This window comes from Bacillus cereus group sp. Sample62 (assembly GCF_036851315.1).
GTDB classification, from domain to species: domain Bacteria; phylum Bacillota; class Bacilli; order Bacillales; family Bacillaceae_G; genus Bacillus_A; species Bacillus_A wiedmannii.
This window is the reverse complement of the sequence record NZ_JAFLPK010000001.1, coordinates 4,428,387-4,446,035: the sequence shown is the minus strand read 5'-3', so window position 1 is coordinate 4,446,035 and position 17,649 is coordinate 4,428,387. Positions and strand designations below refer to the sequence as shown.

Genomic DNA, 17,649 nt, shown 5'->3' with positions numbered 1-17,649 from the left:
GGAGATTCAATGGGGAGCAAAAAGAGGAAGAAAAAGCAAGTTAAGAGATAAAAGTATATGAAGAGAAAACAGGAACAGAACATACCTCTTTCAAAAAAAGTAGTCCTTATGATAGAAAAAACATTTCGATATATTTGTATGGCCCTGTATGTAATTTTGTGTCTTTATTCAGCAAGGGTGTTTTACAGTTTTGGGATAACCCCCAATATTATTGAGAATGTTTTTGGATATATCCTTGTCGCAATAGAGCTAGTCTTATTCTTTATATTATTTAATAAAGTGTGGCCTAGTCATGAAAGTAAGAACGATAAGCAAAGAAAAATGAGTAAAAGATCTTCATATGCTTCAAGCTCATCAAGTGGATTCGGTGACTACAGTAGCAACGATTGTAGTAGCTCAAGTGATGGTGGAGGAGATTGCGGAGGTGGTGGAGACTAAGCTAGTTTTTCAGAAGAACGACTAATGAAAGGGTGGGACGAAATATGGAGACTGTGAATTTATTAGAATTAACGAAGGGCATTCAAGATCAACATAAAAATTTCGTCGTTTCAAATGTAAATAGTCATTGCCTACGAATCGCTGTATTTACTGGTGAATACGATTGGCACTATCACTCTAATTCCGATGAATTATTCATTGTATTAGAAGGAGAATTACTTATCGATTTTGAAGATGGAGAAACAGCGCTTTTAAAGCCGAATGATTCGATTTTAATTCCAGCATGCACGATTCATAGAACGAGAGCATTAAAGAGAACAGTAAATCTTTGTTTTGAAAATATAGAAGCTGATACGATTAAAGTGGAGCAATTATGAAAAAATTATCTGTAGATGAGTATAGCAAAATCCTTCCGATTTTAGAAAGTCTTACAAGAACGACGACGTTTGCTTATGCGGTATGTGATCAAATGATAGATGGTGAGATTTTTGTAAACGAGAAGTTAACAGCAGGATTAATTCGTACGGCTAACGGTATCTATTATTTATTTGGTGATACGGATGATCACAATTATAACGAATATTTATTTGCATATTTAAAAATGGCTATTGAAAAAACAGAGAAACGATTTACACTGTTCACTTCGAGTGAAGAGTGGGAAATGATGATTGAAGAGTACTTTAGTAATGTACTTTGGAATATGCCACGAATGAAATTCCAAAGAGAAATCTTTGAAGAGAGAAAACAAGATGCAAACAAAAATACATATGGAGTAAAGCGTATTGATAAAAGTGATATAGAACGAAGCAGTGAATTTACAGAGAAGTATTATAAAGAATATTGGGGATCGAAAGAACGATTTTTGAACGGTGGTTTCGGATTTTGTATAGAACAAGATGGGATGATTGTAGCTGAATGTGTTTCGATATTTAACGGGAATGGATTTGCTGAAATTGATATTGCGACGCATAAAGCGTATCAAGAGAAAGGCTTAGCCCAAGCTGTTGCAACGCGGTTCATTGAACATTGCATGCAAAATGGTATAACACCGTGCTGGGATTGTTATGTAGACAATATTCCTTCGCAAAAATTAGCCAGTAAATTAAGTTTTTATAATCCAATAGAATATAGATTGTTTGTACGTAAGAAAACGGGGGAATAAAAATGAATGTGGAGTTAACGAGATTTAAAGTGAAACAAGGTAAAAGTTATCGAGTAGATGAATGGATGCAGCTTCTTAATGACAATATGAGAGAAGTACTTTTGACACTAAACGACGAGAAGATGTACGTTGAGACAATTTTCCGGGAAATAAGAGATGGAGAAGAGTACTTATATTGGTATTCTGTGCAAGGAGAAGGCGGGGCTCTTGTCGAAAATTCTCATCATGAAATTGATAAAAAGCACTTAGCGTTTTGGTATGAATGTATTGATGAAGAAGCACCGTCTGTTGATATGAAACCAGAAGTCGTTATGATTCAAGATGTTGTGAAGGAAGCGATGAAATAATAGAATAGTATGTTGGAGAGAAGCGCATCAAAATAGGTGTGCTTTTTATTTTGAAAAAAATTATAGAAAAGCTGTATACATTTTATGCTCTCAAACGTTGAGTATATAGAAAGGAGAGCAGAATGAGCCATGATACGTTTGAAACATTATTAATAGAGAAGTCAAAAGCTGTGTTTAGATATTTAATTAAGATTGGGGCAGATAGAAAAGAAGCGGAAGATATTGTGCAAGATACGTTATATAAAGCTTTATTGCTTATGGAGGAAATACCGTTGGAACATTTAGCGCCGTGGCTCTTTAGAGTTGCGATCAATCAGCACCGAGATTTACATCGAAAAGAAAAAAGACTAAATCCCATTGCGATTGAATCTGTCGTTCTTATTGGTCAAAAGTCGTTAGATGAAGTACTTTTAACAAGTGAACTACAATGTGAGGTACAAGAAATATTGGAGACGATGACGGAGGATTATCGTCATATTTTACTGTTGAAATATGAATATGAACTATCTTATAAGGAAATTGCCATTTTATTAAGTATGAAAGAAGAAACAGTGAAAACAAGTTTGTACCGTGCAAGAAATCAATTTAAAAAATTATATAGGAGGAGAAACGATGAGTCGGAAGGACTTTGATTTGAATATGGATGATAAGCAGATGAAAGTTTTGATGAAGAGAGCGAAGCGGAAGCAACTTTGGAGAAATTGGCTTATTTCTATTTGTGCGTCCATTATTGTTATAGTAAGTTTGTTTTTGGGAGCAGCGTATTTTTCTCAGCAAACGTTTAGAAAAATGGAAAGAGAAATGAATGCACTACATAGGGTTCAAGGCCCTAATATTCGTTTCAGTGGAAGTATGTATTTAAGTCTCGGTGTTACAGGGAGTACGGTAATATATAACTCGTATAAAAATATAGCTGGCCAACCAGTAAAATGGGTAAATGATATATATGAATCTGGCATATGGGATTATAGTATGAAGCACTACAATGGTGAGCTTGTTAGTTTAGATGAGGAAAAAAGGGGTGAAGAGGCTGTTGCGATACCAAACTATAATGTACAAACAATGCAAAGAGAAATGAGGTTTTATTTACCTTTCGTTACTTATAAAAATTATGTGGATGACCTGAAAAATATTGGGGATTTGCAAAATAAAGTTGCAGAAGTAGCCGTATCTTTTGATAAATCGTATACAGTTGAACAAATTACTGAGATGCTTCCCAAAAGTGTACAGCCAGTTTGGTTTTGGGTAGATACATATAATGAAAAGAAAAGTAATTCTTATGTAGGACTAAAAGATCCTAAAAATGGCGCAATATTAAATGCAGAAATGGCTAAAAATGTTTTTGGGTTTGAAGGGAGCTATGCAAAAGTAAAAGAAGATGTGAAAAATGATGTAACAATAAACTCAAAAGAGTTTCTATACCAAATGAAGTATTTAGCAAAAAATAGTGAAGGTATACCAAGTGATTATTTTGAACAATATTATAAAGAAATAAAAAATACGAAACCAAAAGACCTACCAATATACGGTGTAGTCGTAACAGGTAAAACAGAGGATTTACAAAGTTTACAAGGAGCACCATATATTAAGGCTGCTGTTAGAGGTGTAACAGTTGAGAAATATTGATTACAAGAGATTAATGTGAATAATCAGAAAATTTATGTTATAATATGGGAAAAGGAGGTTCATATGAGGCAAATACATGGAGCAATTTATATTTACATAACAATGTTTTTCGTGGCGATATCCTATGGATTAGGGCACGTGTATTCGCATCCTATACTAACTTTTTTAAGCGGAGCATGTATGGCGTTTGCGATTCTTGTCCACCTTTTCTCAGTTTGGATCGTGAAATTTCAATTAAATATTAGTGAAATAGAAGAAGGCACTTTTTAAGTGGCCTTCTTTTTTTAGTAATATTGGCGAAGTCCTTGTAGTAATTTTTCAATTTCGTATTCAGTTTCTTTACATATAGACATTGTACGTAATCTGAAAAATAAGCTACGTAAGAAAGATTTTATATTTCCGTATAGAAATTCGTATGATTCAATATGTAGCGTTGATTTTTGAACTTGTAATTGAGCTGCTAAATCACGAAGGGCTAATATGAGTACTTCTTCCTTTAGACCATTTTGCAGCATTGCGACAATAGGATAAACGAGACGCTCATCTTCTTCGTATTTGTAGTAAATAGAATGAACACAAACTTTGTTTAATAAAGTTTGTAATATTTCTTCGTGATGTAAGGTTTCCAGTTTAGGACTATGAACAAGCGCCTCAAATGTATCGGAAGCATGAGCGATACTATGTGCCCAGCCGTGGTCTTGCACATATCCACGGAAATCATGTTCATTGTTCATATATAGAATCAATTGATCTTTTACAGTTAAAATATCATTCTGTGATAAGAAATTATATTTTGTATCAGCATCAATAATGAGCGCAAGTAATAATGTCGTAAATGCACGGGTAAATACAGCATTTTCGTCATCTGAATGAATTTTATACAATAAATATTTTTCACTAATGCTTTCTAATAATAGTTTCTGTAATTGTGTGTGTGAAATGTAGTCCTTTTTGATGAGATGATAAAAAGTAGAGTAAATAAGTTTGTCTCTTAAATAGCTATCAGTAACACCGATTTGCTCAAGCATATTGGAACTTAAAGAATCAATGTTAAGTGTGTTATCCAGTATGTAATTATTATTACGAATTTCTTCTAACTGTTGTTGTAACATATAAACCTCCCGTTTTAGAAAATTCTGTATTTTAATAGTATAATAAGAGGAAGAAATAGACAATAAATAAGTGCTTGTGAATGGAGGGGCATTATGAAGAGAGCGTTATTCTTTTTTATTAGTATTTTCTTTTTAGGAAGCTGTTCGATTTCGTATGTTACTTTTGCTAGCGAGAGTAAAAGTTGGACGGGACAATATAAAGGATATATTAAGGATGACAGTGAAGATGGAATGTTTACGTTTCAGTATAAGGGCGGAGATGGAAATACAGAATTTAAAAATTTAGAGATTGCTATTAATGAAACCTTTCGTACAATGACGCAAACTTCAGAAGTTCATAAAGGAGCAAGGATTGAAATAAAGTCTTCTTGTGTAAGTTGTGCGCCTCTATCTAAAGATGAACCGATAGAGGTTGTGATTAAATGGGATGATAAGTATGAAGAGAAGATGGTTTTAAGGCGAAAATAGAGAAATAGAAAAAGGCAGCAATCACGCTGCCTTTTTATTATTTTACAAATTGTAATTCTTTCGGGAATTTCGTTAAAATTTCTGATCCGTCTTTTGTGATGTAAATATCATCTTCAATACGAACGCCACCTACGTTTGGTACGTAAATACCTGGTTCGATTGTGAAGACCATACCTTCTCTTAATGGAGACTCGTTACCTTCTTTTACATCTGGATATTCGTGTACGCTAATTCCAAGTCCGTGACCAAGGCGGTGTGGGAAGAAGTCGCCGTAACCTGCATCCGCGATAACAGAACGAGCAGCGTTGTCGATTGCAGCAAGTGTAACACCTGGTTTACAAGCTTCAACTGCTTGTAGTTGTCCAGCAAGTACAGTGTTATAAATGCGAGTTTGTTCTTCAGAAATTTCACCGAATGCTACTGTACGTGTAATGTCAGAGCAATAACCTTCAATGATTACGCCTAAATCAAATAGTACGAAATCGCCGCGTTTCATTTTGTTTGCACCTGGAATACCATGTGGAAGAGCAGAGTTTGCACCTGCTAATACCATCGTATCAAATGACATTTTATGTATGCCTTTTGTTTTTAATTCGTGTTCAATAATTGCTAATACTTCTAGCTCACTACGATCTTCTTTAATTGCATTTACACCAACTTCAACAGCGTAGTCCGCCATTTTAGCTGCTTCGCGTAAAATAGAAAGTTCTTTTTCATCTTTAATTAAACGAAGTTCACGAACTTTCTCCTCAGCTGATTTGAACGCTGCATTTGGGAATAATTTTGTTAATTCTTCGTAACGTTCTACATTTAAATGTTCTTTTTCAATTGCAACTGCATTTGCATTGATGCCACGGTCTTTAATTGCTTTTGCAATCATATCCCATGGTCTGTCAGTATCAGTAAATCCGATAATTTCATGTGCCCAGCCAGCGTTACGCGCTTGACCTTCTTCCATTTTAGGGCAAATTAAAATAGGCTCTTTTTCTTGGAATACAAACATACCAAGAAGTCTTTCATGTGGTTCACAGTGGAAGTTTGTCATGTAGAAGACGTTAGGTGTAGAAGTTAAGAACGCAGCTTCTACGTTTTTTTCTTTTAGCCATTGCATTAAATTTTCTAATCTAGCATTCATCGATTGGCACCCCCGAGATATTTAATTACAAATATAACTTTACATCGGAGGAAAGCGTTATGACAAGTAAATAGATGTTAGAAAAGACAGGGAATTGAAAAATCATGTAGAATAAAAAGTGAGAATGTGAATAGGGGAGGAATGTAATAATGAAAGTATCTTATCATGGGCATTCAGTTGTAAAAATTGAAACGAATGGAAAAGTGATTTTAATTGACCCATTTTTAACTGGAAATCCGACAACAGATTTAAAGGCCGAAGATGTCAAAGTAGATGCGATTCTTTTATCACATGGACATGGTGATCATGTTGGAGATACAGTAGAGCTTGCGAAGAAAAATAACGCAGTTGTTGTGGCACCATTTGAACTAGCGACATTTTTAAGTTGGCAAGGTGTAAATACACATCCGATGCATATTGGTGGTTCGCATGAATTTGACTTCGGAAAAGTGAAGTTTACACAAGCATTCCACGGTTCTAGTTATATTGATGAAGAAAATAAGACGATTACATATACAGGTATGCCAGCAGGTATTTTATTTACAGCAGAAGAGAAAACTGTGTACCATGCAGGAGATACCGCTCTATTCTCTGATATGAAATTAATAGGGGAACTGAATAACATTGATATAGCGTTTTTACCAATTGGTGATAATTTCACAATGGGACCAGAAGATGCTGTTTTAGCAGCAAAATGGACTCAGGCGAAAACTGTTGTACCGATGCATTACAATACGTTTCCAGTAATTGAACAAGATCCATATCAATTTGTAGAAAAGCTACAAAATTGTACAGGGAAAGTACTAGAAGCTGGAGAAAGTATTACACTATAGAAAAGAAACCCTTCATTTGAAAAGACAAGTGAAGGTTTTTTTACGTGTGTAGGACAGCTTTTAAAGTTTGTACTTGTTTTGGTGATTCTTTTCTTTTTGGAAGTGGCTGTTCAGGTGTTTCATTCAATTCCATTGCAACTTTTTTTCCGTCTACGAAAGCTAAAAATACAGCACCTACAACTTCTAATAATTTTTTCATCATGTATCCGCTCCTTTGTTTCATTTCTTGTCTTAATTGTATATTGAAGCGGCTGGACAAACTATCGAACGGGATGACAATACCATTACATTGTTGTAATAGAAGAAGTGGTGTAATGTAAGGTGTATTTTGTTATAAAAAAAATAGTACAGATATATAAAGAGAGAGTGTAACAGTTTTGAAAATATAGTATACTGAAAATACAACACATGAAGAATTTAGGGAAAAGAAAGTATGGTGAAACCATTTGGCTACCAAGCATAACCAAATTTTAGAACATATTAATGGCCTACCAGTAGGGCATAAAATTTCTGTAAGGCAAATTGCGAAAGATTTGAGTGTAAGTGAAGGGACAGCTTACCGTGCAATTAAAGATGCAGAAAATAAAGGATATGTTAGTACGATTGAACGTGTCGGAACAATTCGAATTGAACAAAAGAAGAAAGAGAATATTGAAAAACTGACATATGCAGAAGTCGTTAACATTGTCGATGGTCAAGTACTTGGGGGCAGAGAAGGACTACATAAAACGTTAAATAAATTCGTAATCGGGGCAATGAAATTAGAAGCGATGATGCGCTATACAGAAGCTGGAAACTTACTTATTATTGGTAACCGTACGAACGCACATCAATTAGCGTTAGAAGCCGGAGCTGCGGTATTAATTACGGGCGGATTTGATACGGAAGATTATGTGAAGAAATTAGCAGATGAATTAAAATTGCCGATTATTTCAAGTAGTTACGATACATTTACAGTTGCGACGTTAATTAACCGTGCAATTTACGATCAGCTTATTAAGAAAGAAATTGTACTCGTTGAAGATATTTTAACACCCATTGAAGAGACATTATATTTAAAACCAGGTGATACAGTGCAACAATGGCATGCGTATAACGAAGAGACGATGCACGGAAGATATCCAATTATTGATGAAAATAAAAAGGTGTTAGGTATCGTAACTTCAAAAGATATGATTGGTGTCGTGAAAGAAACACCAATTGATAAAGTGATGACAAAGCATCCGATTACGGTAAACGGTAAAATGTCTGTCGCAGCTGCAGCACGTATGATGGTGTGGGAAGGTATTGAGTTACTTCCAGTTGTTGATGAAGGAAATAAACTGCAAGGAATTATTAGTCGTCAAGATGTACTTCAGGCGCTGCAAATGATTCAGCGTCAACCACAAGTCGGCGAAACAATCGATGATATTGTAACGAATCAATTTATGACGCCGAAAGAAGCGAAAAATGAACATTTATATCAATTTTCAGTGACGCCGCAAATGACGAATTCAATCGGAACGTTATCTTACGGTGTATTCACAACAATTGTGACGGAAGCAACGAATCGCGTTATTCGTGCGCAAAAGAAGAGTGATTTAATTGTTGAGAACTTAACAATTTATTTCGTAAAACCAGTTCAAATTGACAATGTTGTATCGGTTCATCCGAAAGTGTTAGAAATTGGACGTAAGTTTGGTAAGGTTGATGTAGAGGTGCATCATGAAGGTAATGTTGTCGGGAAAGCATTACTTATGGTGCAGTTGATCGATAAATAAAAAGATGGAGCAGACCGCTTTGGTTTGTTCTATTTTTTTTGTTAAAAGGATAGAAACAAAAAATAAATAGCGTATCATTTCATATGTATAATAAAAATACTAAAAAATTTGAAGATATGGAAATGGAATAGCGATAAGGAGGAAGCGAATGGGCGGAATACTTTTCTTTTTAGTGGTCGTATGTTTCATCATTATTCATGTGTTAACGCATAGAAGAATGAATGGTCTTAAAAAGAGGTTGTATTTTGTAAGTTTGACTCTTACTAGTATAGGTGCCTTTATTCCCATATCAGGAGAAAATGAGCCGGATTTTCTTTACTTTGGTGTACCAGCTGAAACGTTTGTTTATTATGGTGGATGGGAATGTTGGTTTAATCCATTAGGCTTTTTCTTTAACTTTATTTTGTTTTATTGGATTTTGAAGCTGTTGCTAAAGATGAGGGAGGGTTTTAGGGGGAAAGCAAAGGAGTAGCAGGATATATATGTGGAGAGGTAATTATACAGTTAAAAAACAGAATATTAATTTAATTAGAGTTTATACTATGTTATAATTGAATTGTAATAAAATGGATTTCAGGAAGGTGGTATGCAATATGTCATCAGAAGTGCTCTTCTTTGGTGGGATCGCACTATTTTACTTTCTTGTGATGATACCGTTTCAATATTTATACTTACAAGGTTTACATGAAAAAAAGAAACGAACAGGATTATCTCAGCGAGAACTATATGAAAAAATGTCTTTTGAAGAAGAACAATTACATTTTCACGTACAAGGCAACCCCTTTAATATACCTTCTGCTTTTGTTGCATATATGATTTTAAAAGTTAAGGGACGTAAAAAAGCATCACAATATTGATGCTTTTTTATGTTGCTTCAGACAGATTCAGCTTCTTCAACTGCTAATGGTAAGAAATGTTTATATTGGCGAAATCCATTAAATACACTTGCACTACCAAATAGAACAAATAAAACACCAACGATAATTCGAGCGGTTGAAAGTTCTAAAAAGAATTGGTTTATCCCAAAGAATAAGACGAATGAACCAAGTGCCATTGCGGATTTTCCTGAGAGCCAACCTTTCTCCATTGGGCGGTTTGTACGAAAGTATTTTGTTTTGTAGAAGAGGTACAACATAAATGAGACGATAATACAGAAGACTAATACTGGCATAATGCACACTCCCATCGCTTTTTGAAAAATAATAGTGGAGAAAAAAGAAATGTCTAAACTTTCTAATTTTTATTATAAAGCAATTGTTCGCATGTATGAAATACTTTCCGTTATAATGGAGGATAAAGTGAAACTTTAATTAGTGTGAGGATGTTTCTGCGCTAATGATTAGCCCGCACCAATTGGGCTTTTGCTGCACGTTAAAGTGAGGAAGTTGAATAAAAAGGAGATTATACATATGCATGAGCAAGTTTTAGGAGCAATTAAAGAGTTTGATACAATTATTATTCATCGTCATGTGCGTCCAGATCCAGATGCATTAGGTTCACAGGGCGGTCTTGGTACAATTCTACAAGAATCGTTTCCAGAGAAAAATATTTATACGGTTGGGTACAATGAACCGTCACTAGAATATTTACGAGTAATGGATGATATTGAAGATAGTGTATATGAAAATGCACTTGTTATCGTATGTGATACTGCGAACCAAGAACGTGTTGACGATCAACGCTATGCAAAAGGGAAGATGTTAATTAAAATTGATCATCATCCGAATGAAGATCCGTACGGAGATATTACGTGGGTAGATACGACAGCAAGTTCTACAAGTGAAATGATTTATGAGTTTTACAGTTATGGAAAAGATAAAGGATTACAGATAACGAAAGAAGCAGCTCGTCTTATTTTAGCGGGTATTGTTGGGGATACAGGTCGTTTCTTATTCCCGAATACAACAGCGAAAACACTTCGTTACGTGAGTGAGCTTGTTGATATGGATGTGAAGTTCACAGATTTATACAATGAAATGTATAAGACGAAAGAAAAGATTGCTCGTTTAAACGGCTATATTTTACAAAACTTTACGATGGTAGAAGAAGGAGCAGCTTACATTAAATTAACGAAAGAAGTATTAGAAAAGTTTGATGTACTTCCTTCTGAGGCATCTGGCGTTGTTGGAGCACTTGGTAATATTGATGGATTAAAGTCGTGGGTTCTATTTTTAGAGGAAGACGATGTGATTCGTGTTCGTCTTCGCTCAAAAGGACCAGTGATAAATAAATTAGCAATGCAATATAATGGCGGAGGGCATCCGATGGCTTCTGGTGCAAAAGCATCTTCTTGGGAAGAAGCGGATCGTCTGTTTGCTGATTTACGTGAGATTTGTAAATAAGAGAGTATATGTTAGAACGAAAAGAAGGAGTGGCGCTAAAGCCCTCCTTCTTTATTTTTCTTTCTCTATAGCAATGCTAATTTCAAGCACGGTATCGAAAGATATGGTGTCGACTTTAAAACGATATAGACGATCGTAATGTTTATATGTTTTATTTTCGATTGCTTTTTTGAGTAGGTCTTTATTTTTTGCGATACTTTGTATGTTTTTCGTTAAAAGATGCTGGAGGTCATTATGGATAGAAGTGGTCATATTTTCGAGTGTAAGATTGTCTAAATCGTATTTTTCTCGATTGATTATTTTTATTTTAATCTCTTGAATAGTTAAGAGTCTTTTATTTTCTGTATTCAATTTTTCTTGATCTTCGAGAAGGACGTGGAGCTTTGCTTCTTGTTTTTCTATAATTTCTCGTTGCTCTGCTATTTTACTAGCTTGTTCTTCTTGAAAAACACCGTATATGTACAAAAAAACAAACCAGCTCAACACGCCTCCAACAGCAGCACCAGCTAAAACTAAATACCATTTTTTTGCTGTATTGGCACTTGGTACTCTCATACATGTTCCTGCGTTAGCCATTTAATAATAGTAAGACCTGTTTGCATACCACCCGTTGCGAAAAAAATAAGGAGAATTTGTTTTACAATATCTTTCATATCTCCGCCAAAGAAACTTCTTTCAAAGCTATAAAAAGTATCAAATGTTCCGCCAATTGCTGCAACGAGTGCCCAAATTCTTAAATTTTGGGCGAATTGATTAATGTAGGTTAGAGTTGGTTTTCCGATAAGAAATGCACCAAAGCCTCCAATTAATGAACCACCGAGTATAACCCCAAAGGCAATAAAATAACTAATAATAAGCAGAGAGAAAAAAGTGTGTTCTCTTACATCCATCGTCATTCCCCTTTCTTCTTCATATATATGGACAAAGTATAAGAAGTATGTTTTGATTTCCGCTTTCCTCATCACCTATAATAAAAGTAGTCAAATTGGTAAAGAGAGGGTACAACAGTGAAGTTTGTGCATTTACAATGTCAAACCGTTTTTAGTTTATTAAAAAGTGCTTGTAAAATTGATGAGCTTGTAGTCAGGGCGAAAGAACTTGGTTTTTCATCACTCGCTATTACGGATGAAAATGTTATGTATGGCGTTATTCCGTTTTATAAAGCATGTAAGAAACATGGTATACAGCCTATTATCGGCTTAACAGCTTCTATTTTTAGTGAAGAAGACGAAAAATCTTATCCGCTTGTTTTACTTGCTGAAAATGAAATAGGCTATCAAAATTTATTAAAGATTTCTAGTAGCATTATGACGAAGTCAAAAGAAGGTATTCCGAAAAAGTGGCTTGCCCATTATGCGAAAGGATTAATTGCTATTTCACCAGGTAAAGATGGGGAAATTGAACAATTATTATTAGAAGACAAAGAGAGTGAAGCTGAAGACGTAGCTCGCATGTATCAAAGCATGTTCGGCAATTTTTATATGAGTTTGCAGCATCATGCGATTCAAGATGAGCTGTTGCTGCAAGAGAAATTACCTGCATTTATGAGTAGGATAAATGTTCCAGTTGTTGCAACAAACGATGTACGCTACATCAATCAAAGTGACGCACTTGTTCATGAGTGCTTATTATCTGTTGAAAGTGGATCGAAAATGACGGATCCAGATAGGCCGAGGCTGAAAACAGATCAATATTATTTAAAATCATCAGATGAAATGGAAGCACTATTTTCTCACGTAGAAGAGGCGATTTACAATACAGTAGAAATTGCAGAACGTTGCAGAGTAGAAATACCGTTTCATATAAATCAATTACCGAAATTTCCTGTTCCAGCTAACGAGACGAATGATATGTATTTACGCCGTGTTTGTGAAGAAGGGTTGCAGAAACGATATGGTACGCCAAAAGAAGTACATATAAAGCGTTTGAATCATGAATTAAACGTTATTTCTAGTATGGGGTTTAGTGATTATTTCCTCATCGTATGGGATTTTATGAAGTATGCGCATGAAAATCATATTTTAACAGGACCAGGACGTGGATCGGCAGCTGGTTCACTCGTTTCTTACGTATTAGAAATTACGGATATTGATCCGATTGAATACGATTTATTATTTGAAAGATTTTTAAACCCTGAACGTGTGACGCTTCCAGATATTGATATCGATTTTCCAGATATAAGACGTGATGAGATGATTCGATATGCGAAAGATAAATATGGTCAGCTTCGTGTTGCACAAATTGTAACGTTTGGGACGCTTGCGGCGAAAGCGGCAATTAGAGATATTGCGCGTGTAATGGGGGTTCCGCCGCGAGATATTGACATATTCTCAAAACTTATCCCATCAAAGCTCGGTATAACGTTAAAGGATGCATATGAGGAATCGCAATCACTCCGTGAGTTCATACAAGGGAATCTGTTACATGAGCGTGTGTTTGAAATTGCAAAACGTGTAGAAGGCTTACCACGTCATACGTCTATTCATGCAGCTGGCGTTATTATGAGCCAAGAGCCGTTAACAGGAAGTGTTGCAATTCAAGAAGGGCATAACGATGTGTATGTTACGCAATATCCAGCTGATGCATTAGAAGAACTTGGTTTGTTAAAGATGGACTTTTTAGGATTACGTAATTTAACGTTACTTGAAAATATTATAAAGTTTATCGTGAAAAAGACGGGGACACAAATTGATTTAAGAAATTTACCACTTCAAGATGAAAAGACGTTCCAATTGTTAGGTAGAGGGGATACGACAGGTGTATTCCAGCTTGAATCAGGTGGTATGCGAAATGTACTTCGTGGGTTAAAACCGAATGAATTTGAAGATATTGTCGCTGTTAACTCGTTATATAGACCAGGACCAATGGAACAAATTCCGACCTTTATTGAATCAAAGCATGGAAAAAGAAAAATTGAATATTTACATCCGGACTTAAAGCCAATTTTAGAAAGAACGTACGGTGTAATTGTATACCAAGAACAAATTATGCAAATTGCGTCGAAATTAGCAGGATTCTCGCTCGGAGAAGCAGATTTATTACGCCGTGCAGTGAGTAAAAAAAATCGTGATATTTTAGATCAAGAACGTAAGCATTTTGTACAAGGTTGTTTACAAAATGGTTATGATGAGACATCTGCAGAGAAAATTTACGATTTAATTGTAAGATTTGCGAATTACGGTTTTAACCGAAGTCACGCTGTAGCTTACAGTATGATTGGGTACCAGCTTGCTTACTTAAAAGCGAATTATACGCTGGAATTTATGACAGCATTATTATCAAGTGCAATTGGAAATGAAGATAAGATTGTACAGTATATACGAGAAACGAAGCGAAAAGGTTTTCATGTTTTGCCGCCGTCTCTTCAGAGAAGTGGTTACAATTTCCAAATAGAAGGCAATGCGATACGTTACAGCTTACTTTCCATTCGAAACATCGGAATGGCTACAGTGACAGCATTACTTGAAGAACGAGAGAAAAAAATGTTTGAAGATTTATTTGAATTTTGTCTTCGCATGCCATCAAAGTTTGTAACAGAGCGAAATTTAGAGGCGTTCGTCTGGTCGGGGTGTTTTGACGATTTTGGTGTTTCGAGAACAAATTTATGGAAAAGCCTTAAAGGAGCTTTAGAGTACGCAAATCTTGCGCGTGATTTAGGAGATGCTGTTCCGAAATCAAAATACGTACAAGGAGAAGAGCTCTCTTTTATTGAACAGTTAAATAAAGAAAAGGAAGCATTAGGCTTTTATTTATCAAGCTATCCGACAGCGCAGTATGTAAAGTTAGCGAAAGAATTAGAAATTCCATCTCTCGCTCAGGCAATGCGACATAAGAAAAAAGTACAAAGGGCTATCGTGTATATAACAAGCGTGAGAGTGATTCGTACGAAAAAGTTACAAAAGATGGCGTTTATTACATTTTGTGATCAAAATGATGAAATGGAAGCAGTTCTTTTCCCTGAAACGTATATACATTTCTCAGATAAGTTACAAGAAGGAGCAATTATTTTAGTTGACGGCATGATTGAGCTAAGAAATCATAAGTTACAATGGATTGTAAATGGACTATATCCGTTAGAAGAAATGGATGTGTATGAAGAAAAGAAAAACGCATCTGTTTACGTGAAATTGCCGTCTCAGTATGAGAAAAAGCTTTTAAATCAGGTTACTAAAATATTGTTTGACTATTCAGGTTTTGCGAAAGTACTAATTTATTATGAAAAGGAACATAAAATGGTACAATTATCTCGAAGTTTATCGATTCATCCAAGTGAAGAATGTTTAGGAGCACTTCGTGAAATTGTCGGGGAAGAAAATGTGGTTGTGAAAATATAATGGACAATTTCCCTACACTTCGATTATTATAGTAGTAGTGTTCGTGGTCAGACCACTTGGAGAAATTGATATCAGCTAGAATAATTTGAGGAGAGTGGATAGTTTGTCAACACTTCGTGAAGAAGCACTTCACATGCATAAAGTGCATCAAGGAAAATTAGAAACTGTATCAAAAGTAAAAGTAGAAAATGCAAAAGATTTAAGTCTTGCATATTCTCCAGGGGTTGCAGAACCTTGTAAAGAAATTTATGACGATAAAAGTAAGGTATATGAATATACGATGAAGGGAAATATGGTAGCAGTTGTGACAGATGGCACGGCTGTACTTGGTCTTGGTAACATTGGACCTGAAGCATCTCTTCCAGTAATGGAAGGTAAAGCTGTATTATTCAAGAGCTTTGCTGGTGTAGATGCATTCCCAATTGCCTTAAATACAAACGATGTAGATAAAATTGTTGAAACTGTAAAATTAATGGAGCCAACTTTTGGCGGCGTTAACTTAGAGGATATCGCAGCACCAAACTGCTTCATTATTGAAGAACGTTTGAAAAAAGAAACAAATATTCCTATCTTCCATGATGATCAACACGGAACAGCTATCGTAACAGTAGCAGGCCTTGTGAACGCGCTAAAATTAGTTGGAAAGAAAATGTCTGACATTAAAGTTGTCGCAAATGGCGCAGGTGCAGCAGGTATTGCAATTATTAAACTTTTATATCGCTATGGTGTACGCGACATTATTATGTGTGACCGTAAAGGCGCAATCTATGATGGTCGTCCTACAGGTATGAATCCGGTGAAGGATGAAGTTGCAAAATATACAAATAAGAATCGTATTGAAGGTTCTTTAGCTGATGTTGTACAAGGTGCGGACGTATTCATTGGTGTATCTGCAGAAGGTGCATTAACAGAAGAGATGGTTCGTACAATGAATGACGATGCAATTATTTTTGCAATGGCGAATCCAGTTCCAGAAATTATGCCAGAATTGGCAAAAGCAGCGGGCGCAGCTGTTGTTGGAACGGGTCGTTCTGACTTCGCGAACCAAGTAAATAATGTACTAGCGTTCCCTGGTATTTTCCGTGGTGCACTTGACGTACATGCGACACAAATTAACGAAGAAATGAAGATGGCAGCTGTACAGGCTATTGCTGAGCTTGTAGCAGAAGATGAGTTGAATGCAGATTATATCATTCCGGCACCGTTTGACGCGCGTGTAGCGCCTCAAGTGGCATCTTACGTTGCGAAAGCTGCAATGGAGACAGGAGTAGCTCGCCGTCAAGTAGACCCAAATGAGATTGCTGAGAAAACAAAACAATTAGCGCTGATTGGTAAAGAATAAGCGAGGAATTTCCATTGACATCATCAAATACAAAAGTATATCTCGAAATTGTAAAAAAAATCCGTTCCATTATGGAAGAAGATGGATTGGTGGCGGGGGATCGTTTGCCGTCTGAGCGTGAGTTAAGTTCACGTTTAAACGTAGGGCGTTCCTCTGTAAGAGAAGCATTGCGTGCTTTAGAACTGGTAGGATTGATTGAAACGAGACGTGGTGAAGGTACGTTTATTCGAAACTTTTACGATAACGGTCTTGTACAATTGATTGCGCCGTTCTTGCTGCAAGATGAGAAAACAATTCGTGATTTATTACAAACAAAACGATTGCTTGAGAAAGATATGATTCGAATTGTATGTAATTTACCGAAAGAAACGTTTTCTAAAGTGCTAAGAAAATTAAATCAAGTGCTTGAAGAAAATGAAAACTCAATTCCGATGCTTCATCAAACGTTCTTTAAAACACTCATTGAACAAGTCGATAATTATTTACTATATCGCATTTGGATGATCGTAAATGATTACGTATCAACTCTTTCTTGTGAAGTTTCAGGAGATTCTATCGATATGTATAGAAAGCTTTATGCTACTTTGGAAGAAAAACAAGAAAATGATGCACTAAAAATTTACGATGAATTAGTAGAGAATATACAGTTTCACTCGTAATGTATAAAATTTGTCGAAATGACCATGACACGTTATGACAAACATTCTATCGCGTAGCGGTTAAAGTTAAACGTAAAGAGTGAGGTTATTA

At 35.5% G+C, this 17,649-nt stretch carries 22 protein-coding genes; 16 read left to right on the top strand and 6 right to left on the bottom strand.

The features are described from left to right. Window positions 1–57 precede the first annotated feature (57 nt). The 7 genes from J0835_RS22685 (at window position 58) to J0835_RS22655 (ending at window position 3,843) form a co-directional block, all read left to right on the top strand. Window positions 58–438 carry a hypothetical protein gene (locus J0835_RS22685; RefSeq protein ID WP_242250064.1) on the top strand — a complete coding sequence of 127 codons (381 nt, stop codon included), beginning with the start codon at window positions 58–60 and terminating at the stop codon, window positions 436–438. 44 nt (window positions 439–482) lie between these two features. Then, on the top strand, window positions 483–815 hold the full coding sequence (locus tag J0835_RS22680) for a cupin domain-containing protein (RefSeq protein ID WP_087982373.1): 333 nt from the start codon (window positions 483–485) through the stop codon (window positions 813–815). After that, entirely contained in the window at window positions 812–1,600 is a 789-nt protein-coding gene (locus J0835_RS22675) for a GNAT family N-acetyltransferase (protein WP_087982372.1), read from the top strand. Before J0835_RS22680 ends, J0835_RS22675 begins: the two co-directional genes overlap by 4 nt. A 2-nt stretch (window positions 1,601–1,602) precedes the next feature. Then, complete coding sequence (locus tag J0835_RS22670; protein WP_087982371.1) at window positions 1,603–1,947, top strand: DUF6176 family protein; 345 nt, start codon at window positions 1,603–1,605, stop codon at window positions 1,945–1,947. A 122-nt stretch (window positions 1,948–2,069) separates the two neighbouring features. Next, window positions 2,070–2,579 carry an RNA polymerase sigma factor gene (locus tag J0835_RS22665; RefSeq protein WP_046958737.1) on the top strand — a complete coding sequence of 170 codons (510 nt, stop codon included), beginning with the start codon at window positions 2,070–2,072 and terminating at the stop codon, window positions 2,577–2,579. Then, on the top strand, window positions 2,560–3,573 hold the full coding sequence (locus J0835_RS22660; RefSeq protein WP_087982370.1) for an anti sigma factor C-terminal domain-containing protein: 1,014 nt from the start codon (window positions 2,560–2,562) through the stop codon (window positions 3,571–3,573). Before J0835_RS22665 ends, J0835_RS22660 begins: the two co-directional genes overlap by 20 nt. 63 nt (window positions 3,574–3,636) lie before the next feature. Beyond that, window positions 3,637–3,843: a hypothetical protein gene (locus tag J0835_RS22655; RefSeq protein ID WP_001248904.1), complete on the top strand. Its 207-nt coding sequence runs from the start codon at window positions 3,637–3,639 to the stop codon at window positions 3,841–3,843. A gap of 14 nt (window positions 3,844–3,857) precedes the next feature. Here J0835_RS22655 and J0835_RS22650 read toward each other — a convergent pair whose 3' ends face one another. Next, complete coding sequence (locus J0835_RS22650; protein ID WP_087982367.1) at window positions 3,858–4,685, bottom strand: DUF2785 domain-containing protein; 828 nt, start codon at window positions 4,683–4,685, stop codon at window positions 3,858–3,860. Between the two features lie 93 nt (window positions 4,686–4,778). On the opposite strand from J0835_RS22650, the gene J0835_RS22645 reads away from it, so the two are divergent. After that, entirely contained in the window at window positions 4,779–5,153 is a 375-nt protein-coding gene (locus J0835_RS22645) for a hypothetical protein (RefSeq protein ID WP_140386901.1), read from the top strand. A 37-nt stretch (window positions 5,154–5,190) separates the two neighbouring features. On the opposite strand, the gene pepQ is transcribed toward J0835_RS22645, so the two are convergent. Then, window positions 5,191–6,288, bottom strand: a complete 1,098-nt coding sequence (gene pepQ / locus J0835_RS22640; RefSeq protein WP_087982351.1) for a Xaa-Pro dipeptidase — start codon at window positions 6,286–6,288, stop codon at window positions 5,191–5,193. Window positions 6,289–6,437: 149 nt separating this feature from the next. On the opposite strand from pepQ, the gene J0835_RS22635 reads away from it, so the two are divergent. Beyond that, entirely contained in the window at window positions 6,438–7,121 is a 684-nt protein-coding gene (locus J0835_RS22635; RefSeq protein WP_087982349.1) for a metal-dependent hydrolase, read from the top strand. 40 nt (window positions 7,122–7,161) lie between these two features. Here J0835_RS22635 and J0835_RS22630 read toward each other — a convergent pair whose 3' ends face one another. Continuing rightward, a complete protein-coding gene (locus tag J0835_RS22630) occupies window positions 7,162–7,323 on the bottom strand; it encodes a hypothetical protein (RefSeq protein WP_000976299.1) in 162 nt (53 codons plus the stop codon). Between the two features lie 244 nt (window positions 7,324–7,567). Between J0835_RS22630 and J0835_RS22625 the strand changes: the two genes are divergently transcribed. From J0835_RS22625 to J0835_RS22615, 3 genes are all read left to right on the top strand, one after another. Continuing rightward, window positions 7,568–8,881 carry a CBS domain-containing protein gene (locus tag J0835_RS22625; protein ID WP_087982347.1) on the top strand — a complete coding sequence of 438 codons (1,314 nt, stop codon included), beginning with the start codon at window positions 7,568–7,570 and terminating at the stop codon, window positions 8,879–8,881. 148 nt (window positions 8,882–9,029) lie between these two features. Beyond that, window positions 9,030–9,353 (top strand): hypothetical protein, encoded by a 324-nt coding sequence (locus J0835_RS22620; protein ID WP_087982345.1) that lies wholly within the window; start codon window positions 9,030–9,032, stop codon window positions 9,351–9,353. A gap of 121 nt (window positions 9,354–9,474) precedes the next feature. Further along, entirely contained in the window at window positions 9,475–9,738 is a 264-nt protein-coding gene (locus tag J0835_RS22615; RefSeq protein WP_048544372.1) for a DUF3949 domain-containing protein, read from the top strand. Window positions 9,739–9,755: 17 nt separating this feature from the next. Here the strand turns inward: J0835_RS22615 and J0835_RS22610 are convergent, their stop codons facing one another. Further along, on the bottom strand, window positions 9,756–10,052 hold the full coding sequence (locus J0835_RS22610) for a YtpI family protein (protein WP_001144772.1): 297 nt from the start codon (window positions 10,050–10,052) through the stop codon (window positions 9,756–9,758). A 238-nt stretch (window positions 10,053–10,290) separates the two neighbouring features. On the opposite strand from J0835_RS22610, the gene J0835_RS22605 reads away from it, so the two are divergent. Next, window positions 10,291–11,223 (top strand): DHH family phosphoesterase, encoded by a 933-nt coding sequence (locus tag J0835_RS22605; protein WP_087982339.1) that lies wholly within the window; start codon window positions 10,291–10,293, stop codon window positions 11,221–11,223. 51 nt (window positions 11,224–11,274) lie between these two features. Here J0835_RS22605 and ytrI read toward each other — a convergent pair whose 3' ends face one another. Both ytrI and J0835_RS22595 read right to left on the bottom strand, forming a co-directional pair. Then, a complete protein-coding gene (ytrI, locus tag J0835_RS22600; protein ID WP_001265727.1) occupies window positions 11,275–11,778 on the bottom strand; it encodes a sporulation membrane protein YtrI in 504 nt (167 codons plus the stop codon). Next, window positions 11,775–12,188 (bottom strand): YtrH family sporulation protein, encoded by a 414-nt coding sequence (locus J0835_RS22595; protein WP_073516695.1) that lies wholly within the window; start codon window positions 12,186–12,188, stop codon window positions 11,775–11,777. Before J0835_RS22595 ends, ytrI begins: the two co-directional genes overlap by 4 nt. A gap of 42 nt (window positions 12,189–12,230) precedes the next feature. Here J0835_RS22595 and dnaE point away from each other — a divergent pair, with 42 nt between their 5' ends. The 3 genes from dnaE (at window position 12,231) to J0835_RS22580 (ending at window position 17,558) form a co-directional block, all read left to right on the top strand. After that, window positions 12,231–15,557, top strand: a complete 3,327-nt coding sequence (dnaE, locus tag J0835_RS22590) for a DNA polymerase III subunit alpha (RefSeq protein ID WP_333728167.1) — start codon at window positions 12,231–12,233, stop codon at window positions 15,555–15,557. A 133-nt stretch (window positions 15,558–15,690) separates the two neighbouring features. After that, window positions 15,691–16,899: an NAD(P)-dependent malic enzyme gene (locus J0835_RS22585; protein WP_170957615.1), complete on the top strand. Its 1,209-nt coding sequence runs from the start codon at window positions 15,691–15,693 to the stop codon at window positions 16,897–16,899. A 14-nt stretch (window positions 16,900–16,913) separates the two neighbouring features. Next, window positions 16,914–17,558 (top strand): FadR/GntR family transcriptional regulator, encoded by a 645-nt coding sequence (locus tag J0835_RS22580; RefSeq protein WP_000204434.1) that lies wholly within the window; start codon window positions 16,914–16,916, stop codon window positions 17,556–17,558. The last annotated feature ends 91 nt before the right edge of the window (window positions 17,559–17,649 follow it).